We start from the raw sequence: 21514 nt of genomic DNA, 5'->3' as shown, positions 1-21514 counted from the left end.
CCTTACTTAAGTAGTGAAAGTTGGCTTGAGTGCTGCATATAATTCTCTCTTCAAAAGAATAAATTCATCACTAAGAAGCTGTTCTTCTCTTCTTGGCCTTGAAAATGGAACTTTCACTTCTTTGATAACAGCAGCCGGTTTTGCTGATAACACATAAATTCTATCTGATAGGAAAACCGCTTCATCTATGCTGTGAGTGACAAAAAGCACCGACCTCCGATTTTCTTCCCAAACCGACAACAGCCATTGTTGCATTTGCAATCTTGTCAGTTCATCCAAGGCAGAAAAGGGTTCGTCCAGGCACATCAAGTCCTGTGGACTTAAGATACTCCGAATGAATGCGGCCCTTTGCTTCATGCCTCCAGATAATTCATGCGGATATGCTTTATCGTATTCTTCTAAACCAGCTTTCATCAAAAGGGTTTTTGCCTTTTCTTTATCTCTGGTCCCAGCAAGTTCACTTCCAAGCAAAACATTTTCCAATACCGTTCTCCAAGGTAAAAGGGAAGGCTGCTGAGGCATATAGCTGATATGTCCCTTTAAGCCATTTATCTTTTTACCATCCAATGAAATGATGCCATGATCAGGCTTCAAAATCCCGCCGATCAAGTGGAACAATGTACTTTTACCGCTTCCCGATGGCCCAAGGATCGTGACAAATTCCCCATCATTCACATGGAAATTCATATTCTCCAATATATTCTGCTTACCATCGAAAGAATAGGAGACGTCTTTAATTTCCAGCTTCATCCTTTTCGCCCTCCTTTCTCTTCCAAGAAACCAAGTATTTCTCCAGGAAAGTGATGATTCCAAAAAAGATCAGGCTCATTCCCATAATGATGAAAATGGCTACAAACACCCGATCTGTCCTGAACGCTGAAGAAGCGAGAGTCATATAAACACCAATCCCCGATTTTGCCCCAAGCCATTCCGAAATAACAGCACCCATTACACTATAGGTAGCCGAAATTTTCAGGCCGGAGAAAATGAACGGGATCGAGTGAGGAAGTTCCAGCTTCCAAAATAACTGGTTTTTCCCCGCTCCCATCATCTTGAAATAATGCTTAAGCTCGTATGGTGTCTGGCGAAAACCGTCCAATGATGCGACCGCAACCGGAAAAAAACATACAAGTGAAATCACGATTAACTTAGGCAGCATGCCAAAGCCAAACCAGATCACCAAAAGCGGCGCCAAAACAATGATGGGTATATTTTGTGATAGTATGAGCAGAGGATAAACCGCGTCCTTCACACCTGGAAATAGGTGTAGGATGGCCGCGATCAATAAGCCGATGCAGCTTCCAATAAAAAATCCCGACAACGCAAGCTCGGTTGTGGATATAAGGTGTCCGTAAAGATTGCGGGACGACTCAATTCCTTCAATGAAAATGGCCGATGGAGCGGGAAGCAGCCATTCTTCAACTTTCAATAAGACTGTCACTGACTCCCATACAATCAGCAACAATAATAAAAGAAAGAAGGGAGCCCCCTTCTTCCAAATTCCCCTTCCGATCATGCCCGATATTTCTCCGTTAACGTATCCATCGTAATCCCGCTTGGCTGATATAATATTTTCACTTGGGAAATGACATTCGGCGATCCTATTTCAATCATTCTTACATTCATTTTTTCTATCACGGCAAAAAGTTCGGAAAGCTCCCCCTCCATTGTCGTTTCAAGCGGGTGAACCTCATACTTGACACCTGATTCTTCAATGATCTTGATTGCTTCATCGACCATAGGGATGACATTTTCCCCTTTAGGAATAATTTGTATACTAATTAATGAATTGGCCATTGTATTTCCTCCTAATTTGGTAAAAATTCATTGGTAAATGCCTTTTCAGGATCGAAATCACCTTCAAGAAGCTTATTTTCAGTCATCCACTCACTGTAATTCTTCCAAATTTCAAGCTTTTGTTCACCCCATCGCGGAGCATCATCCTGATACTTGGCTGCAAGCCACTCCTGGCTTTTCTTCACTAGTTCTGGATCAAGATCCGGTGCAGACTCAATTAACACTTCCGCTGCATCATCAGGATTCTTAATCGCAAACTGGTACCCTTTCGAAGCTGCATGAACGAATGCTTTAACAGTCTCGGGATCTTCTTTTATCATCTTTTCATTTGTAGTCAAAACAGGCGTATAGTAATCAAGCTTATCAGAGTATTCGGTTAAGTACACCATATTAAGCTTTTCATTTCGCAACTCAGCCTCAATGCCTGTCCAACCATAATAAATCCAGGCAAAATCTATATCCCTTTTAACCGAAGTGAAAAAATCCGTGTCTCCTGTATTGACTATGTCCACTTCATTTACATCCGCATTATCCTTTTTCATGAGTGAATCAATAATGGCCTTTTCAACCGGAGATCCCCAGCCACCATAAGTCTTCCCTTCAAAATCCTTGGGAGTCGTAATGTCCTTTGCCTCAGGGGAAGCGAACCCCGAGGTATTATGCTGGATGACGGCAGCTACCGAAACAATCGGCACGCCCTGCACGCGGGCCTGCGTTATGCCCTCCTGGTAGCTCACGCCAAATTCAGATTTCCCTGAAGCGACAAGCTTATCAGCTCCCGCTTCACCTGGCATGATAATCTCCACATCAAGACCTTGTTCTTTAAAATAACCTTTTTCCTTGGCTACATACAATCCTGTATGGTTTGTATTCGGTGTCCAATCGAGCACGACCGATACCTTTTTTAATTCTTCATTTTTAGATGCTTCTTCTTTTTCATTAGTTCCGCCTGCTCCGCATCCAGCTAAAAGGAAGAACGAAGTTAACAGTGGTAAGAATTTATTCAAGTCATTATCCTCCTACACATCTTATAAGATTCATATGCCGGAACCATGATGGGGCTCCAGGGCTATTCAAATACTGGATAAAAAAGCAAAAAACGCCCGAAGATGAATTCGGACGTTAACATACAAAACAGAAAATCAGTCATAATATGTTCCCTCCGCTGGCATCACCCAGATCAGGTTCAAAGAGTCAGCATCTAATGGATGCAATCTCAGCCAGCAGTACTGGCCCCCCTACATTTCTCGCACATATGAACTTTTCTCTCTCATTATATCAATTCATAGGGAAAAAGGAATACTAATTTGCTTCTACTCTCTAATTGGAAAGGTATTCCTTGCACTTCAGGATGTCTTGCAAAACATCTTTTGGAACGAAAATCATTGAAAGCAAAATAATTCTGCCTCTTTCTGTTCCAATCATTCCTGGCTGCAACGGTGGCGGACACGTTCCAAATAGTCATTTCTTTGCAAGCATTCATATAATGAGCATTACGTGTAGACATTTTTGTTTACTGGTTTTATTAAACCCTTAATTTCATAAGCAAAAGGTGGATATGTCATGATAAAGATTAATCACAAATGGTTAGATGTCAGTCAAATCCAACCAGGTACAGCCTCTGCCAAATCGCTTGAAACTCTTCAATGCTTGGAGGAAGATTCTAACGTTTTTGAATACCGGAACTTTGGGGATTTTAATTTCGAGATACAGCTGAGGAACCGGGTCATAGAGGCAGCTATTGCGTTGGATAAAAGCGGGCCGGAATTTTCCACACTTGAGGAGTCTCAATCCAATCAGCGTTATTGGCACCTTTCAAAGGATGGCACCTTTACCCTTCAGCCAGGGATTCTCCCTCATGATGCGCTCGTTGACATTTTCATGAATGGGGGGCTTTATGCCTTCGAATGCGGGACAGCAATAGTCGTCACTTTTTTAAAGGCGATTTTGGATTTAATCGGCCCCAGGAATTTCGACTATCTTTTTTCAGACCTATTTTTATATGACTGGCGCCCTCCAAGGAATATGGCTCTCAGCGTTCACCAGGGAAGGGACTATTTACCAGGTGATTGCGTTTACTTCAAAAACCCTGATCACGACTTGGCAACCCCTGAATGGCAAGGTGAAAATGCCATATTATTAGGGAATAACCTCTTTTATGGCCACGGGATCGGGATTACCACTGCACAGGGAATCATCGATGAATTAAATAGCAATAGAAAGCCGTACGCCACCATATCAGCATTCCTGACAACGCATATCATTTTCCTGGATAGTTCCTTCTATAGACAATTCCAACTGAATTCCCCCCGTGCCAATCCCGATAACAGTCCTGCCTGCCTTTCCAATTGTATTGTTTCTGAAATAGGTTCGAAGATATACCTTTCATGACCCTGGCATTTCGCCTATGCCATAAAACCGTTTTATTGAGTAACGACATAAAAAAAATGCTTGGGCAGAAATCTCCCCAAGCATTTTTTTCTTTTCACGCACCAATATTCCCTTTGCCTTTGAACCTGCGGGCACTTGCCTGCCCCCATTTCGTTATGGATAGTGTATAAACAGCCAAAGCTGACCATATGAACAAAAAGGCTAAAAGATGTGCTTTGGTGAAACTTTCATGATAGACGAATACCCCGATCAATAAAGATAAGGTCGGAGCGATATACTGAAAAATGCCAAGCATCGATAACGGGATCTTCTCCGCCCCTTTTGCAAAATATAAAAGAGGCAATGCCGTGGCAATCCCGCCGCCCACCAACAGCAAGCTTGTGCTTCCGTCTGTAAAGAATTGCATTTCCGACCTGTTCATCAAGTAAATCAGGTAACCTAGGGCCAGAGGCGTTACCATCATCGTTTCAAGCGTCAGCCCGATTGCCGATTCGGCCTTGATCATTTTTTTTGCCAGACCGTATAATCCAAAGGTCATGGCCAAAACAAGAGAGATCCACGGGATCGTGCCGAAATGAATGCCAAGGATCAAGACTCCGATTCCTGCAAGCAGGAATGAAATGATTTGGGCCCCGCTCAATTTTTCTTTTAAGACTATCACTCCCAATAGTACACTGACGAGCGGATTGATATAATATCCAAGGCTCGTGTCGAGGATCCGTCCTGAGTTAACGGCCCATATGAACACTCCCCAATTAGCTGTAACAAGCAGGGACGCCGTTAGCAATGCCGTAAAGAGTTTCGGATTTCCCATTATGTTTTTGACATAATCTAGAAACGCCTGCCATTTTTTCATGAACATCAATAAAACCAGCATGAACACGAAAGACCATAATACCCTCTGAGCTAAAATTTCTATTGCACCGACTCCCTGAAGGAACTTCCAGTAAACCGGCACAACTCCCCACATCATGTAAGAAAGGGCTGCATAAATCGCCCCTTCTTTTTGTTGATCCACTTTCATAACAAGCCTTCTTTCCATTTACATTCCTTTATCTAATTCCATCTAACAATTTTGTATTTCCATTTCTTTTTTTGCAACTGTTAATTTTTATCATACATGATTTTGTCATCGATGACCGTCATGACCGCCTCAGCTTTCAGGAGATCATCCGGTGCAACAGCAAAGACATCCAGATTAAACACGGTAAAATCGGCATCGTACCCTTTATTGATCACACCGCGGCGTTTTTCCTGGCCGATTGCTGCAGCACTCCCTTTGGTATACAATGCGAAAGCCTCGAAAACGGAAAGCCTTTCAGACAAACCATATACGGTACGGTCCTCACTGTTGATTTTCATCCTTGTGACAGCTGCATGAATGCCCAAAATCGGATTTAATGGTTCAATGGGTGCATCCGACCCTCCCGCACAAATGATGCCCAAGTTCAAATAGGTTCTCCAGGCATAGGAGGATTCCAATAGATCGGCTGGCACCTTTTCTTCCACCCACGGAAAATCGGACGGAACGAACCCCGGTTGGATATCAAAGATTACCGGCAGCTTCGCCGCCCGCTCCAAAAGCTCCGGCCGTACAATCTGCGCATGGATGAGCCGGTCCCTCTGTCCCTTTTTCGGGGGGAGGGCTTCAATTGCATTCAAGACGTATTCAAAAGCGAGATCGCCAATCGCATGGACAGCAATCGGCATTCCGCCAGCCCTTGCTTTTTTCACCCATTCCTGAAGCTCGTTTTCAGTGAATATCGCGACTCCATTTGTATTCTCTTGATCTACATAAGGTTCGCTCAACAGGGCTGTGCGTCCGCCTAAGGAGCCATCGGTAAAGATCTTCATGCTGTCGAATTTGATATATCGCGTACCTTTCTGATAGCCGCCGCCTGCTGCCAGCATTTCTTCAAACGCTTCGTAATGGACGAGCAAGTTGGCGCGAAAGGCCATTTCCCGGTCCTCGATTACCGATTTAAACGCCTGATATGTCGGCATGAAGCCATTGTAGTAATGGAGGTCCTCGGTATGCCCGCCAGTCAAACCTAGCTTATATGCGTCTTCTATGGCCTCTGTGAGCGCGTTTTCGATATACTCTTGATCAATGCCTGGAAGGCTGTCTAAAATGAGGTTCTGCGCCTGGCTTTCTTTAAATAATCCATTTAAACGTCCGTCAGGATAACGGCAGATCACCCCGCCTGAAGGTTCTTTTATATCTTCTTTAATATCCGCTTCCAAAAGGGCGCGCGAATTGACCACCAAGGCATGACGGCAGATCCTTTTCAATACGATGGGATGATCTGCCGATATCGCGTCAAGCTCATCCCGTAATATCAATTCAGGTCTCGGCCATTCATTTTCATTCCACCCTTCGGCAACGATCCACTTTCCGGCCGGGGTCTTTGAGCACTTTTCCTTCAAGGATTCCATGATCGACTCCCTGCTATCCATCAAAGAGAGGTCTAGACGAAGCAGCCTTTCACCATGTCCGACCAAATGAAGGTGACTATCCACTAATCCCGGCAGCATCGTTTGTCCTTTTAAGTCGATTTCCCTGGAAATATTGCCGGCATGTTCATTTTTCAAATGGTCCAGGCTGCCGGTATCAACAATTACCCCCTTTTCAGTGAAGACTGCCTCCACTTGATCATTTTCTTTAACCATCGTATAAATCGACCCATTGAACCATAACGTTCCCATTCCGGCTTTACACTCCTTATTAAATGATTGTTACTGTGCAGATATGCAGTAAGTGTACCATCTCATATCATGAATTCCCATATTTATGCTTTTACCCAAGCCCCTGTCAATAAAAAAAAGCCAGCCTTGGAGGCTGACGGTCATGCATTTCGATCAATTGTTAAGGAGTGCTTCTTCCCTTTTCCGTAAATCCACCCGTTTGATTTTACCTGATGTCGTTTTGGGCAGCTCTTCTAAAAATTCGATTTTCCTTGGATATTTATATGGAGCAGTCAATTCTTTCACGTGCGATTGAAGCGTCTTGATCAAGTCCTGGCTGTTCGGATCGATATCATCCATCAAGACGACATACGCCTTGACCACATTTCCCCTTATTTCATCAGGACTTGCTATAACGGCACACTCTTTAACATATGGATGCTTAACGAGTGCATCTTCCACTTCAAACGGTCCGATCGTATATCCCGAACTGATGATGATATCATCAGAACGACCCTCAAACCAGAAATAACCATCCTCATCCTTTTTCGCTTGATCGCCGGTGATATAATAGTCCCCGCGGAACTGCTGCGATGTCCGCTCGGGATCTTTAAAATATTCTTTAAATAGGGCAGGTGTATCGACATGTACGGCAATATCCCCCACTACGCCAGGTGAACAAGGTTTACCGGAATCATCGATGATTTCCACATGGTTGCCCGGAGTCGGTTTGCCCATGGAGCCCAATTTAATTTCCATGCCTTTCGTTACACCAACCAACAAGGTATTTTCGGTCTGTCCATACCCATCACGCACTTCAATCTGGAAATGGTTCTTAAAGACCTCGAACACTTTTTGATTTAAAGGCTCTCCCGCCGATACAGCACTGTGAAGATGGGATAAATCATAATCATCAAGGTTATCCACCTTTGCAATCAATCGATATTCGGTTGGCGTGCAGCATAATGCATTCACTTTGTAGTCCTGTAGCAGCTGAAGATATTTTTTCGCCTCGAACTTTCCATGATAGGCAAGGCCTGTCGCTCCTGTTCCCAGAACCGCCAGGAAAGGACTCCAAATCCACTTTTGCCACCCTGGGCCTGCCGTTGCCCAAACGACATCCGTTTCGCTGATCCCGAGCCAGTTTGCAGCAGACGTTTTCAAATGGGCATAAGCCCATCCATGTGTATGGACGACCCCTTTTGGATTCCCTGTCGTTCCGGAAGTATACGATAAGAATGCCATATCCTCACTCTTCGTGTCAGCGATGGTCAGCTGATCGGATTCCTCATCGGCGAGCTCATTCAAATCCAGCCAATTTTCAATTCGTTTTCCGATTGAAAACTTCAGGAGGCTTTCCGCTCCTTCTATTTCATTCAATTCGTCAGTATATTCATGATAACTGATGATTCCTTTGACATCACCATGGCTGACTCGGTACTGCAAGTCCTTCGCACGAAGCATTTCAGAACAAGGGATGACAATCATGCCAATTTTCAATGCGGCTAAATACACTTGATAAGCTTCCACCAAACGGGGGATTATGATGAGGACCGTATCACCTTTACCCAGTCCTTTTTTCTTGAAGGCATTTCCAATTTTATTTGCACTTTTTAATAAATTCTCATATGTAAGTTGTTTTTTATCTCCGGTTTCGTTCTCCCAAAGTACGGCAACTTTACCTGGATCTTTTGCATAACGTTCCATTTCACTCACTAAGTTGTAATGTTCCGGAGCCAATAAGTCTTCACGCTTCATATTCTTCCCCTCCAATTATGAACTCTTAGTACCTACTCATTATACAAGATACTTCTCTAAAATTTCTATTTATTTTTACAAATTAAAAAGAGAGCGGATTCCTACACCCGCTCTCTTTTAGCCTGTAGACAATTCCTAAAGTGAGTTTGCCTGCAGTTTTTCTTTTTAAAAATTCCGCTGATTTTCGAAACCCGCTCCCTTTCCGCCGACTGTCTGCCAAGCCTCATCAAAGCATGAACCTGTGGGGTCTTGGCTAGCCGTTATCCGGCAGGTGTGTCGCAAATCTCTTCCATCCTTTAAGGATTACAGAATAAAAACTATGAAGAGTAATCTAGTTTACCTTTAAAATTTTGGTTCGGGGCGAGAGCAATTCGGAACTCCTTTTGCCGAAAAATTGATGAAACCGCCAGACTAAAGACGAATTGGAGAAGAGGAGCCAGTTTCCCTACATATTTCTTAAAAAAGAAGTTCCAGTGATTGGAACGTAAGGTACGAGACTCCTGCGGGGAAAGCGTGGCCAAGGGAGACCCCGCAGGCGAGCGCCGAGGAGGCTCACGGACCGCCCGCGGAAAGCGAGTGCCTGGAGTGGAAATCATTACACATACCCACTTTCAGAAACTCGTTCCCTTTCCACCGACTGTCTGCCAAGCTCATCAAAGCAGCGCCTGTGGGGTCTTGGCTAGCCGTTATCCGGCAGGTGTGTCGCACATCTCTTCCATCCTTTAAAAACTATGAAGAGTAATCTAGTTTACTTTTAAAATTTTGGTTCGAGGCGAGAGCAATTCGGAACTCCTTTTGCCGGAAAATTGATGGAACTGCCCAACTGTAGACGAATTGGAGAAGAGGAGCCAGTTTCCCTACAATATTTCTTAAAAAAGAAGTTCCAGTGATTGGAACGTAAGGTACGAGACTCCTGCGGGAAAAGCGTGGCCAAGGGAGACCCCGCAGGCGAACGCCGAGGAGGCTCCCCGGACCGCCCGCGGAAAGCGAGTGCCTGGAGTGGAAATCATTACACATACTCCCTTTCGGTGGGGTCTCGGCTAGCAGGTGTGTCGCACATTTCTTCCATCCTTTAAAAACTATGAAGAGTAATCTAGTTTACCTGGTTCGGGGCGAGAGCAATTCGGAACTCCTTTTGCCGAAAAATTGATGAAACCGCCAGACTAAAGACGAATTGGAGAAGAGGAGCCAGTTTCCCTACAATATATCTTAAAAAAGAAGTTCCAGTGATTGGAACGTAAGGTACGAGACTCCTGCGGGGAAAGCGTGGCCAAGGGAGACCCCGCAGGCGAACGCCGAGGAGGCTCCCCGGACCGCCCGCGGAAAGCGAGTGCCTGGAGTGGAAATCATTACACATACTCCCTTTCGGTGGGGTCTCGGCTAGCAGGTGTGTCGCACATTTCTTCATTCCAATAAGGTTTAATATTATATAAAACAGTAAACAATTATGTAGTAAAACTAAGGAATTTATTAAATCGGCGTCCACGAATTCAGTCCGCAAACGTAAAGAGAGCGGGTGTTAAAACCCGCTCTCTGTAGCCATATTTATGAAATTATCTGTTGAAACCTCCGCCTAATTGTTGTTCAGCCATTTGAACAAGGCGTTTTGTGATTTCTCCACCAACTGAACCGTTAGCGCGAGATGTTGTGTCGGCACCAAGTTGTACGCCGAATTCTGTAGCGATTTCATATTTCATTTGTTGTAGAGCTTGTTCAACTCCAGGTACCAATAATTCGTTTGAGCTGTTGTTGTTTGCCATGTGTGTTTCACCTCCTTGTGATTATAGAGTGTGTTAAAACACATGGCTTCATTCGCACATTTTTATTGGTAATTAAAGGATATCAAAATAAGTCTTCCATCGCTTCTTCCTTATCGAAAGTCTGGCCCGGTTTAACCGTTAATATTTCTGTTTCGGAGACCGCTTTTTCGATCAAGGATTCAAAGTCGACGAAACTTTCATAGTAATTGACTTTTTCACGTTTCGGTTTCGTTTTTGGGCTTGCCGGCGTAAAGACCGTACAGCAATCCTCGTAAGGCAGATTGGATATTTCAAAAGTATCGAGTTCTCTTGCTATTTTGATGATTTCTGTCTTATCCATGGTAATCAGCGGACGCAGGATCGGTGTATTCGTCACCTCATTGATGGCAAACATGCTGCTCATCGTCTGGCTCGCAACCTGTCCAAGGCTTTCACCGGTAATCAGTGCCATGGCTTCTTCCTTTTCACGGATTCGATCGGCGACCCGCATCATTAAACGACGGGTTGTAGTCATGGAGTAGTTTTCCGGGATTTGTTTTTGAATCAATAACTGGATTTCCGTAAATGGAACGATATGCACTTTCATGCTTCCATTTATTTCTGCCAGCTTACCTGCCAAATCAATGACCTTTTGACGTGAACGCTCGCTTGTGAACGGCGGGCTGTAAAAATGGATCGCCTCCACGTCCAATCCCCGTTTCATCGAAAGGAACCCTGCAACAGGGCTATCAATCCCGCCTGAAAGCATCAGCATCGCCTTCCCGCTTGAACCGAATGGAAGACCGCCTGCACCCTGGATGATTTCACCTGTCAAATACACGGCTTCGCGTCTCACTTCCACTAGCAGGTTCAAATCAGGGTTCTTTACATCGACTTTTAAATCTTCTGTATTTCGGAGCAAATGCCCGCCGATTGCCCTGTTAATTTCATCGGTATTATATGGAAAATCCTTATCGGCGCGTTTTGTCGTGATTTTGAACGTGTTTACCTCTTCAAGGGTATGATTAAGGTAATACAAGGCTGCCGTTTTCATCACTTCCAGATCACGCTCTATTTTTATTGCAGGGCTTAATGACTGTATTCCAAAAATGCCTTTTAACCGGTCAATGACCGGCACATGGTCAGCACCGTTCAGGAGAACGTACATCCGCTCCCGGTTGGCTGTCAGCACTACGCCTTCTATATCTTTTAAACTCCAGCGGATATGTGCCTTCATTTTGTCTACAAAGCCTTTACGGTTTCTTTTTTTAGTGGAGATTTCTCCATAACGGATAATTATATGATCAAATTTCATTTAGCAACCCTCATTATTTTTTCTAAATTAGCGACTATTTTCTGTATCGCCGCCAGAACTTGCTTTGCTTCTTCCAGTTCATTTCCATAGGTAGTACTGATACGGATGACGCTTTCGGAACGAGCTGAATGATGGAACATCGCGTCCACCGTTTTGCTTACCGTCCTTTTTTTCGAAGAACAGGCACTAGTCGTCGAAACATATATTCCTTCCGATTCCAGTGCATGCAGCAATACCTCGGATTTAAGTCCCGGCACGGAAAAATTCAGAATATGGGGTGCACCCTTTTCGGGACTGTTAACCAACACCCCGTCCATTTCCTTCAAACCTTTATATAAATAAGTTTTGATTTGCTGAAGCTTATCATGATACAGCAATTGATTGTTCATACTAATACGCAAAGCCTTCGAAAGGGCGACGATTCCCGCAACATTTTCGGTGCCGCTCCTGATTTTCGTTTCCTGATTGCCACCATGGAAAAGCGGATCGACCCGAACGCCTTCACGAACATACAGGATGCCCGTCCCTTTCAAACCGTGAACCTTGTGGCCGGAAATTGTACATAAATCCACATTGGCTTCACGCAATGATAAGGAAACCTTGCCTGTTCCCTGTACATTATCGACATGAAAGAGCACGTTTGGGTATTGTTTTAACAATTTGCCCACTTCAGCAATCGGCTGTATCGAGCCAACTTCATTATTAACATGCATGACGGAAACCAAAATGGTATCTTCCCTCAATGCATCCTTAAGATCGGTTACATCAATTTGTCCAAATTCGTTAACGGGAAGATATGTGATCTCATATCCCATTCTCGTCAATGATTGGCATGCATCTTCTACAGAAGGATGTTCAATCGCTGTCGTGATTATGTGTTTGCCGCGATTTCCCTGAGAGTGGGCGGCCCCTTTAATGGCAAGATTATTTCCTTCCGTTCCCCCGGAAGTGAAATATATTTCCGAACTCTTCACCTTTAATAAATCAGCAATCTGCTTTCTGGCAGCGGAAAGCAGTTTTTCGGATTGCACCCCAAGTCCATGAAGCGAAGAGGGGTTCCCGAAATAGTCCGAAGTAACCTTCATGAATGATTCGATTACTTCGGGATACGGTTTTGTTGTTGCACTATTGTCAAAATAAATCATGGGTTCACCTTCCATGTTTTTATATCTATGATGGTCACTCTTCTAAATATAAGTTTCAATGTTGCTGTTGCAACTTCTAATATTAACATAATTGAATTTGAAAGAGAATGTAAAACACTGGTCCAAGAATGATAGGATACCTGCTTCTTTTTATTCCCGAGAATGATTTAACTTCCCACCTAAGCTATAAAAAGAAAAAAACCCGCCATGGCGGGTTTTCAGGAAAGGACTTCTTCTATGTTCGCCCCGATTTTTCGTAAACTGCCTGGGTCGACCTTTTCTATGGCTGTGGCTGCCGTTTCCAATGCGGCTTGATATTCATAGCTTCGGAATTTCGCTTCGGCTTCCCTTAGGCTCTCGGCTACCATATCGTGGCTGCTTCGATAACGATTTCCGAATTGGATCACCTTTTCGGCCAAATACATATGCTCGATCAATTCTTGGGCTTTTTCGTGGACCTTATCAACCTGTTGAACCGCTTTTTCCAAATAAATATAAACAGCGGCCATCTCAAGCGGCTTTTCTTCAAGTTTACCCTGAACGTCATCCATGCTTTCTTTGGCATCCTGAAGCACCACTTTATACTCTTCTGGAAGACCTGGAATATTGCTTTTTGAAATTAAACGTCCAGTATCGACCATTTTGCGCTTCAATTCTGCCAGTGAATCCCTGGCATCCATTTCATCTTTTCGTAAAGCCTGTAATTTAACGGTAAATTCTTTCTGATTTTCCTGTAATTCCTTCAACTGTACTGCAAGCCCCTGCATCTCTTCGCTGATAAGCGAGCTTGCCATCACATTATCCTCCATTTTCAAGACGAGCAATTGATGGCGTTTTGAAATCTGGGCAATCTGCTTTTCCATTTTCCGTTGGGCATCGAGCTCATTTTCCGTCAGATGATACGTGTGTTGAACATGTATGGTTTCAACTTTAAGTTTATCGTTTTCATATTCAAGGTCACTAATCGTTTTCCTGAGAATTTCATCATTTTTCAAGATATACTGTTTTGAAAGTACTTCTTTTTCCAAAAGGTCATAAAGAACCTCGATGCTTTCGCGCATTTCTTTAATGCCTTTTTCCACTGCTTCCGTTTCGGCATTTTCCAATTGTGTTTTATATAGATCCAGTTCTTCCTCAAGCCGTGATATCTCCTGCTCGAATTGGATATGGCTCAACAGGTACCCCTGTCCTGACATCTCCTCATAACCATCCTTCAATTCATTAAGCTGGGAATGCAGCTCGGATTGGCTATCAACCAATAATTTTGGGAGCATTTCCATTTTAACTGACAGAACCGCCAATTTGTCCTTAATGGTGAGAACAAGCTCCCTCGCATTCAAATAATTGCCGTTCACGGTCTCTTCTTCATATTTTTGAAGGATCTGCAACACTTCATCCAAGGAGCTTTCCAGCTTATCAGCCGCTTTCCCATAATTATGCCTGTGTGCAAGCAGGGATTTCTTCAATTGACGGTAGGATTCTTTGATATCCTCAATTTCCAATCGATTCTTTTCCTCACTGCCTACGAGTTCATTCAGTTCGTATAGGATCTTTTTGATCATTTCCTCTATTTCATTCAGCTTGACTGTAATTTTGCGCTGTATCTCTTTTGATCGGCTGAAACGGTATTTATCGACGAATTCCTCGGCATCGAATAAAAGCTCTTCGACTTCGGGCATATGATCCGTAATGATGGCATCCCATTCAATGCGCCAGTTTTCGAACATTTCCTCTGTTTCACCTGTCATGTTCAATTGTTTGACTTTAGAAAGCTCTTCCAGCACGGGGCGGTGCGTGATGCTTATTTTCCAGGATTCCAGTCGATCGATTTCTTTAAAATATTTCTTTTTGAAAAAATAACCCCAAATGATGAAAATCAAAATTAATACAATTACCCCAATTATGTAATCCATGGTAAGCCCCCTGTTCTAGTCCTTACAGTCTTGCTATTTATATATGAATTGTAAAAATGTTAAATTTAATGCTTTTATGATACCATGTTAGCAATAATTTTTGACGAGAAAAATGATTTTTTTGTAGAAAATTGCTACAAATACCTGTTTTTTGGGAGGGAAGGACCATGAAAGCTGACGGTCATGTGCACACTCCGTTTTGCCCTCACGGCTCTACGGATAAATTCGATGAATATATTACGCGGGGAATCGAGCTAGGATTAAAGGAAATCACATTTACGGAACATGCTCCATTGCCACGAAATTTTCAAGATCCTACGCCTGAAAAAGACAGCGGGATGGACGCTGCCCTGCTCCTGGATTACTTTCAAGAGCTCCGCGTACTGAAAGAACGCCATAAAGACAAAATCCTGATCAAAACAGGTCTGGAGGTTGACTTTATAGAGGGGTATGAAAAAGAAACAAAAGAATTCCTCGACGAAATCGGAGAATTCCTTGATGATAGTATACTTTCCGTTCACTTCATCAAGCATCAAAATAGCTGGCATTGCATCGATTTCAGCGAAAATGGGTTCGCTGAGATTGCCAATGAACTAGGTTCAGTGGAATCGGTTTATGCCAAATATTACGATACAATGGAAAAATCAATAGAAACTGATTTAGGCATTTATAAACCAAAACGGATCGGGCACATTACGCTTGTCCATAAATTCCAGCATCGATATCCGCCGGCATCAAGTTTTGACGAGCGGGTTTACAAGGTTCTCGAAATGATCAAGGATCAAAGGTATGAACTGGATTATAATGGAGCTGGGCTTGTAAAGCCGCTATGCGGTGAACCCTACCCTCCTGAACGATTTGCAAAGCGTGCTTTAGAACTCGGCATTCCGCTCATTTACGGTTCCGATGCCCATCAGGCTAAAGATTTGGGTCAGGGCCATCAGGCACTGATTGAAGGGTATAATGGGTAACTCATGTTTACACTTCAGCCCCGGCCAGCTAACAACGGCTGCAGGTCTTCGGCAATGAAAAGGGTATCTTGCAGAAAACGCCCGACTTCATTGGCATAAATATTAGTATAATACGCTTCCTGCGGGAATACATGAAGCACATCCATCGCATAATGGGTATGCAGGACAGGGGCCGTCAATAATCCCTTCAACTGCAGCATATACATGGGAACGGAGACCTGCTGGAAACTCCTGCTCTTGATTCCTTGTTCCAATATATATTGAAAATAAGACTTTTCCTTTGTAAAATAAGTCGAATGAATTTCACGGTTTAAATTGGAATCGAGTGAAGATTCCCCATATATGAACCGTGCAGCAAGGAAGTTTTCCCTCTGGAAAGCGAGGATATCCTTTACAAGGTTCATCAAGCAATGCTGCGGGCCTTTAAGTTCAAGCAGCGTCATGTTCGTCTCAAGGACCAGGATATATTCTTCTAAATAGGAAGTGAAACAGAATTCCAGCAACCCCTGCTTATTCTTGAAATAGTAGGCAATATTGGCAGCGTTCACTTTCGCTTTATTCGCAATATCCCGTATGGATGTAGCATGATAGCCTTTTAAATGAAATAAATGCAATGCAGCATCCACAATGGCTTGTTTCGTTGGCGTCTGGCGATTCATTCAGGCAATCCCTCGCTTTCTTTGAGACAAGTCTTATGGACTACTTCTTCACGAAAGAGCCTGAATCCTTTAGTAAGTTCTCGACAATTTCCCAACAATGGAGCATCATGATTAGAAAGTGCTGTAAAAATTTGAGGAAGACAGGTGAACGCTTTTGTTTAATGTCGAAATGTATCAAGGAAAAAAAGAAAAAAACTATGAACTGGTCCAAAAACAACTACTTGCCTTAATCGAAGATGAAACGAACAGGATAGCCAATTTAAGCAATGCGGCAGCTTTACTTAATCAGTTTCTCGATGAGATTAACTGGGTTGGCTTTTATTTATATGAAGAAGACCAATTAATACTAGGACCCTTCCAGGGGCTTCCGGCCTGTGTACGCATTCCAATGGGCAGGGGCGTATGCGGCACTTCAGCGGCAACTGAAAAAACCCTGCGCATTGAGGATGTCCACCAATTCCCTGGACATATCGCCTGCGATGCGGCATCAAGATCTGAAATTGTCATCCCGCTCATGAAGGATGGCAAATTGCTTGGTGTCCTCGATATCGACAGCCCAATAACGGGCCGTTTTGACGAAATGGATCAGCAAGGACTGGAGAAGTTCGCTGAAATCCTTTCCAATCATCTATAAAAGTTAAAGGGAGTGGCAACCCATGCCTGCTCCCTTTTCCATTTCAGTTCCCAGGTACAAGCCCTTTCCTGAACCCTTCTCAATATATAACTTCTCACCGGCCCTTTTGACATTTCACTTTTAAATGATGCAAAGGAAACCCGTGGCAAGGGCTCCCAAGTAATCCCGGAAACCATCCATAATTGTTGCATTCATACTCTCATGATAAAATTGTATTTTTCCTGCCGCCATTCTCTATTCTATAATTATCACAACTGTCCTTGACTCATTGAGCAGAATATTATACAATACTCTTTGTGTAAAATATTGCAGCCTATGTGATAGCCTTTATGTTCTCATTTTGTTCCTCAATCCAGAGGTGTATCTCGTAACCCTCTGCTGCTAGGGCGAAGGTACATGAAAACAAAATGGTCATGATCGTACATTCACACGGTTTTTATTTTACCAAAATAAAAACATTTAAAGGAGGAGTCATCCTATGGCTCGTTATACTGGCCCAAGCTGGAAACTATCCCGTCGTTTAGGAATTTCCCTAACAGGTACTGGTAAAGAATTAGAAAAACGCCCTTATGCTCCAGGACAACATGGTCCTAACCAACGTAGAAAAATTTCTGAATACGGAATGCAACTACAAGAGAAACAAAAACTTCGTCACATGTACGGAATCACTGAGCGTCAATTCCGCACAATGTTCGACCGCGCTGGCAAACTTAAAGGTGTACATGGTGAAAACTTCATGATTCTTCTTGAATCACGTCTTGACAACCTAGTTTACCGTCTTGGTTTAGCTCGTACACGTCGTCAAGCACGTCAACTTGTTAACCACGGTCACATCACTGTAGACGGAAGCCGCGTAGACATTCCATCTTACAAAGTGTCTCTTGGACAAACAATCTCAGTTCGTGAAAAATCACGCAACTTCTCAATCATCAAAGAATCAGTTGAAGCAACTAACTTCGTTCCTGATTTCCTTACTTTCGATGCTGAGAAATTAGAAGGTACTTTCACTCGTTTACCAGAACGTTCTGAATTGCCTGCTGAAATTAACGAAGCTCTTATCGTTGAGTTCTACTCTCGTTAATAAAAACGCTTTGTTAACAGCCATTAAAAAAACCCTAAAAACATTGATACATCAGTGTTTCTAGGGTTTTTTCTTTTTCTCCTAATTTTAGAATGGTGTATGATAACCTGTTTAATTAGGGGAGGTTTAGAAAACTCCACTAAAAAAATAGGTTGTGGACTGTCGCTTATTTTTACGTTCTCTTGAAATAGGAGGACGTTTTTAATATCAGAGAAGAATACTTTATAAAGTAGTGTAATAATTAAAAATATAGCGAAAGCCAAGTCACCACCACATTACTTAAATTATAAATGTAGGAGAAATACAGTAACGAAATAGGCTAAGACAATTATTGTAGATAATATATTCATTTAAAATAGATACTGTATTTGTTCTCCAATGATTTATAAACTGATGATTTCTTATTTATATTTAACTTTTATATAGGGAGCACCAACACCGTATGCAGTATTTGAATAATACGTATTTATAACCTTTCCAGTCGGGCTTTTTACTATGTGTTTAAATCTCTTGAAAGTAATGTCTGACCAAACACCTAATCTACTGTATTTTTTTGAATTAGCTGGGATTGTTGTAGAAACTGAGGTATTATGAGCTACGCTAACACCCACATTAAATCCATCATAACTATAAGAACCAGAAATAGTATATGATTTCCCACGAGAAATAGTATAACTGCTAGCTTTAGCCCAAGCGTTTGTAAGAGGGTGGTAGTGTACCCATTTTTCTTTTGCTGTATTAGTAGTAATGGTTGTTGTTGTTGTTGTAGTTTTATTACACGTTGCGCATATAGGAACAATTTTTATAATTTGGCTATCTAAATAAGCATTATAGTCTTCTACTGTATCAAAAAATACTAAGGTTCCATCGTCTTTTGTTAAACTGTAAGGAGCATCAACTGTTAATTCCACATTAGCTCCTTCAATTTCTACAATGGAATCGTCTCCACCTTCTGCAGAGACCCTTGATAAATTCAGGGATCCTATTAATAGAATAAACAGGCTGAAAAGACTAAGAAGTTGAATGTAAAACTTTTGGTTATTAATTCTCATTTTTTACCCCTCCGTTTTTTCTAAATTTTCTGATAATTATAGTATACACTTTTTAGTATATAATACAAATTAACCAAAGAGAGGTGATATTATGAAATTAATAGCCGGAACTATAGCATTATCTGTTTCTTTTATCCTATTTATTTATTTGTATGGCTTAAAAGTAGATCACTCTATTAAATACAACGGAAGCTTTTATACGTTTCCAGCAATACTATTATTGATAGCCATGTTTTGTTTTGTATCAATTATGAGGAAAAACAACAAAGACTAAACAAAAAAAAAATGTTGATTAGCTAAAAATCCTGACTCAAATTCGAGTAGACGTGATGGAGATTCCAGAAAATCATGATAATCAGTTACAGCATACCATTCAATGAAAGTAATTCTTACCTCCTTCTTATCTGCAGAAATCTCTTGCCTATTGGAGCTTAGACATAGCTGTTTCGGTACCTTTTCAAAGATAGGATCAAGTTCCAGGGTTAAACCCTTCCATGTAAGATTGGCTTTTGCACCCTTTTAAATCGTGACTACTGCAGATTTAGACTTAGGTTTCCATTCTCCTCCCCCCATTAAAATCATAGCTTATCCTCCCGACGGTTGCGGGTAAAGCTCCTCTAGGGGGTGCCCGCGGAAAGCGAGTGCCCACGTTCCAATCAACGTTTTTTTCAAAAAATTTTTGCAGAACAAAGCCCGGCTGGGATTCAGCCGGGCTTTGGACAATCATTTCACTAATGTGTATTTCTTCTTGCCGCGACGAACGAGGATGAACTCCCCTTCAATCTTGGCAGCTTCCGTCACTACATATTGCAGATCGGTCACTTTCTCCCCATTTATGGAGATTGCCCCGTTCTGAATATCTTCACGGGCTTGACGCTTTGATGGCGAAATTTTCGCTTCAACGATTAAATCGACCAAACCGATATCTTCCTTGCTTTCACGTTCGAAGCTAGGGACATCTTTAAAGCCCAATTTGATTTCCGCTGCACTTAAATTCTTCACCTCACCGCTGAATAGGGCGGCAGAGATTTTGATGGCTTGGTCAAGAGCTTCCTGACCATGAATCAAACGGGTCATTTCTTCCCCTAAAGCTTTTTGCGCTTTACGCAAATGCGGTTCGTTTTGTACGGATTGCTCTAACTCTTCAATCACCTCACGAGACAGGAATGTGAAGAATTTCAGGTATTTCACGACATCTGCATCTGCCGTATTGATCCAGAATTGGTAAAATTCATACGGAGTCGTTTTTTCCGGGTCAAGCCAAATCGCTCCGCCTTCCGTTTTACCGAATTTCGTTCCATCCGCTTTCGTTACGAGCGGGATCGTCATACCGAAAGCTTTGGCATTCTCGTCATTGGATTTCCTGATCATTTCAAGGCCGGTCGTAATGTTGCCCCATTGATCACTGCCGCCTATTTGCAATTTACAGTCGTAATTGCTGTATAAATGACCGAAATCAATTCCTTGTAAAATCGTGTACGCAAATTCAGTGAAGGAAATTCCCGTATCCAAGCGGGAAGCAACCGTATCTTTTGCCAGCATGTAGTTAATGCCGATGTATTTCCCGTAATCACGCAGGAACGTAACCATATCGATTTTGCCTATCCAGTCATAGTTATTGACCATGACCGCACCATTTTCACCGTCGAATTCAAAGATATGGGATAGCTGCCCTTTTATGCAGTCTGCATTATAAAGCACTTTTTCCAGCGTTTGCAGCTGACGTTCCTCTTTTTTACCGCTTGGATCACCGATGAGTCCTGTCGCACCGCCCACCAGCACAAGGGGACGATGACCGTGCTGCTGGAAACGGCGCAATGTCAAGAATGGCAATAGATGACCGATGTGCATGCTATCCGCAGTTGGATCGACACCACAGTATAAAGAAATTTTCTCTTTTTCCAAAAGGTTCTTAAAACCTTCTTCATCCGTTTGTTGATAAATAATTCCTCTCCACTCGAGGTCTTTAAGCAATTCCATTAAATATTCCTCCTCCATCTTAGAAAAAACCCGCAAAAAGCACACAAAAACGCCCCTTCATAAATATGAAGGGACGAATGAATTCGCGGTACCACCCAACTTGAGGACATAATATGCCCTCCGCTCAAGACGAATAACGGTCGTCAGCCGTTTCCTGCTACTAATCATTTCACAGCAAATGCTCCAGGAAGTAATTCATCATACCATTTGTACCGATTTCCACTAACCACCGGCTCTCTGAAACAGGGATAGTCTGACTACTGGGTCCTATCATCGCGATCACTTAATCATTTTATTGTTGTTAATAAACTTTTATCATACATAAGAATCCTTGTCAACATCACCCTTACAGATTATAGAAAAATAAGAAAGATGCCCTTTCCCCTACCTGTTA

The 21514-nt window shown here is 42.6% G+C and carries 18 protein-coding genes, 1 riboswitch and 1 other annotated feature; of the genes, 4 read left to right on the top strand and 14 right to left on the bottom strand.

What is annotated here, in order from left to right; translation table 11 throughout:
* Positions 1–6 precede the first annotated feature (6 nt).
* The 4 genes from AC1DIV_RS04045 to AC1DIV_RS04030 are packed head-to-tail and all read right to left on the bottom strand — an operon-like array spanning position 7 to position 2804.
* The gene (locus tag AC1DIV_RS04045) at positions 7–750 is read right to left on the bottom strand and encodes an ABC transporter ATP-binding protein (RefSeq protein ID WP_477575817.1); all 744 of its coding nucleotides are present in this window, start codon (positions 748–750) and stop codon (positions 7–9) included.
* Positions 734–1516, bottom strand: a complete 783-nt coding sequence (locus AC1DIV_RS04040; RefSeq protein ID WP_048677939.1) for an ABC transporter permease — start codon at positions 1514–1516, stop codon at positions 734–736. The genes AC1DIV_RS04045 and AC1DIV_RS04040 overlap by 17 nt, the downstream gene beginning before the upstream one ends.
* Positions 1513–1797: a thiamine-binding protein gene (locus AC1DIV_RS04035; protein ID WP_034309193.1), complete on the bottom strand. Its 285-nt coding sequence runs from the start codon at positions 1795–1797 to the stop codon at positions 1513–1515. The genes AC1DIV_RS04040 and AC1DIV_RS04035 overlap by 4 nt, the downstream gene beginning before the upstream one ends.
* A gap of 11 nt (positions 1798–1808) precedes the next feature.
* On the bottom strand, positions 1809–2804 hold the full coding sequence (locus AC1DIV_RS04030; protein WP_477575815.1) for an ABC transporter substrate-binding protein: 996 nt from the start codon (positions 2802–2804) through the stop codon (positions 1809–1811).
* Positions 2805–2937: 133 nt separating this feature from the next.
* Positions 2938–3047, bottom strand: a riboswitch (TPP riboswitch).
* Positions 3048–3360: 313 nt separating this feature from the next.
* On the opposite strand from AC1DIV_RS04030, the gene AC1DIV_RS04025 reads away from it, so the two are divergent.
* A complete protein-coding gene (locus AC1DIV_RS04025) occupies positions 3361–4188 on the top strand; it encodes a protein-glutamine gamma-glutamyltransferase (RefSeq protein ID WP_477575813.1) in 828 nt (275 codons plus the stop codon).
* A gap of 94 nt (positions 4189–4282) precedes the next feature.
* Here the strand turns inward: AC1DIV_RS04025 and rarD are convergent, their stop codons facing one another.
* The 7 genes from rarD to ezrA all read right to left on the bottom strand — a co-directional run bounded on the left by rarD (position 4283) and on the right by ezrA (position 14743).
* Positions 4283–5212: an EamA family transporter RarD gene (gene rarD / locus AC1DIV_RS04020; protein WP_048677941.1), complete on the bottom strand. Its 930-nt coding sequence runs from the start codon at positions 5210–5212 to the stop codon at positions 4283–4285.
* A gap of 80 nt (positions 5213–5292) precedes the next feature.
* A complete protein-coding gene (locus AC1DIV_RS04015; protein ID WP_477575811.1) occupies positions 5293–6894 on the bottom strand; it encodes an amidohydrolase in 1602 nt (533 codons plus the stop codon).
* Positions 6895–7047: 153 nt separating this feature from the next.
* A complete protein-coding gene (gene mbcS / locus AC1DIV_RS04010) occupies positions 7048–8631 on the bottom strand; it encodes an acyl-CoA synthetase MbcS (protein ID WP_421162824.1) in 1584 nt (527 codons plus the stop codon).
* Positions 8632–10184: 1553 nt separating this feature from the next.
* On the bottom strand, positions 10185–10391 hold the full coding sequence (locus AC1DIV_RS04005) for an alpha/beta-type small acid-soluble spore protein (protein WP_034309203.1): 207 nt from the start codon (positions 10389–10391) through the stop codon (positions 10185–10187).
* An 82-nt stretch (positions 10392–10473) separates the two neighbouring features.
* Positions 10474–11685, bottom strand: a complete 1212-nt coding sequence (thiI, locus tag AC1DIV_RS04000; protein ID WP_034309205.1) for a tRNA uracil 4-sulfurtransferase ThiI — start codon at positions 11683–11685, stop codon at positions 10474–10476.
* Complete coding sequence (locus AC1DIV_RS03995; protein WP_477575810.1) at positions 11682–12830, bottom strand: cysteine desulfurase family protein; 1149 nt, start codon at positions 12828–12830, stop codon at positions 11682–11684. The genes thiI and AC1DIV_RS03995 overlap by 4 nt, the downstream gene beginning before the upstream one ends.
* A gap of 218 nt (positions 12831–13048) precedes the next feature.
* Entirely contained in the window at positions 13049–14743 is a 1695-nt protein-coding gene (gene ezrA / locus AC1DIV_RS03990; RefSeq protein ID WP_477575808.1) for a septation ring formation regulator EzrA, read from the bottom strand.
* Positions 14744–14910: 167 nt separating this feature from the next.
* Between ezrA and hisJ the strand changes: the two genes are divergently transcribed.
* Positions 14911–15714: a histidinol-phosphatase HisJ gene (gene hisJ, locus AC1DIV_RS03985; protein WP_477575806.1), complete on the top strand. Its 804-nt coding sequence runs from the start codon at positions 14911–14913 to the stop codon at positions 15712–15714.
* A 14-nt stretch (positions 15715–15728) separates the two neighbouring features.
* Here the strand turns inward: hisJ and refZ are convergent, their stop codons facing one another.
* Entirely contained in the window at positions 15729–16373 is a 645-nt protein-coding gene (refZ, locus tag AC1DIV_RS03980; RefSeq protein ID WP_034309217.1) for a forespore capture DNA-binding protein RefZ, read from the bottom strand.
* 154 nt (positions 16374–16527) lie between these two features.
* On the opposite strand from refZ, the gene AC1DIV_RS03975 reads away from it, so the two are divergent.
* Both AC1DIV_RS03975 and rpsD read left to right on the top strand, forming a co-directional pair.
* Positions 16528–17007 carry a GAF domain-containing protein gene (locus AC1DIV_RS03975; protein WP_477575804.1) on the top strand — a complete coding sequence of 160 codons (480 nt, stop codon included), beginning with the start codon at positions 16528–16530 and terminating at the stop codon, positions 17005–17007.
* A gap of 478 nt (positions 17008–17485) precedes the next feature.
* Positions 17486–18088, top strand: coding sequence for a 30S ribosomal protein S4 (gene rpsD / locus AC1DIV_RS03970; RefSeq protein WP_034309220.1), 603 nt, complete (start codon positions 17486–17488; stop codon positions 18086–18088).
* A 401-nt stretch (positions 18089–18489) separates the two neighbouring features.
* On the opposite strand, the gene AC1DIV_RS03965 is transcribed toward rpsD, so the two are convergent.
* Complete coding sequence (locus AC1DIV_RS03965; RefSeq protein WP_477575802.1) at positions 18490–19140, bottom strand: hypothetical protein; 651 nt, start codon at positions 19138–19140, stop codon at positions 18490–18492.
* A gap of 723 nt (positions 19141–19863) precedes the next feature.
* A complete protein-coding gene (gene tyrS, locus AC1DIV_RS03960; protein ID WP_034309231.1) occupies positions 19864–21120 on the bottom strand; it encodes a tyrosine--tRNA ligase in 1257 nt (418 codons plus the stop codon).
* Between the two features lie 66 nt (positions 21121–21186).
* Positions 21187–21403, bottom strand: a binding site (T-box leader).
* Between the last annotated feature and the right edge of the window lie 111 nt (positions 21404–21514).

Source organism: Peribacillus sp. 05N428 (genome assembly GCF_056397085.1).
The sequence above is the reverse complement of the archived record's forward strand: the minus strand, read 5'-3'. Positions and strand labels throughout refer to the sequence as shown.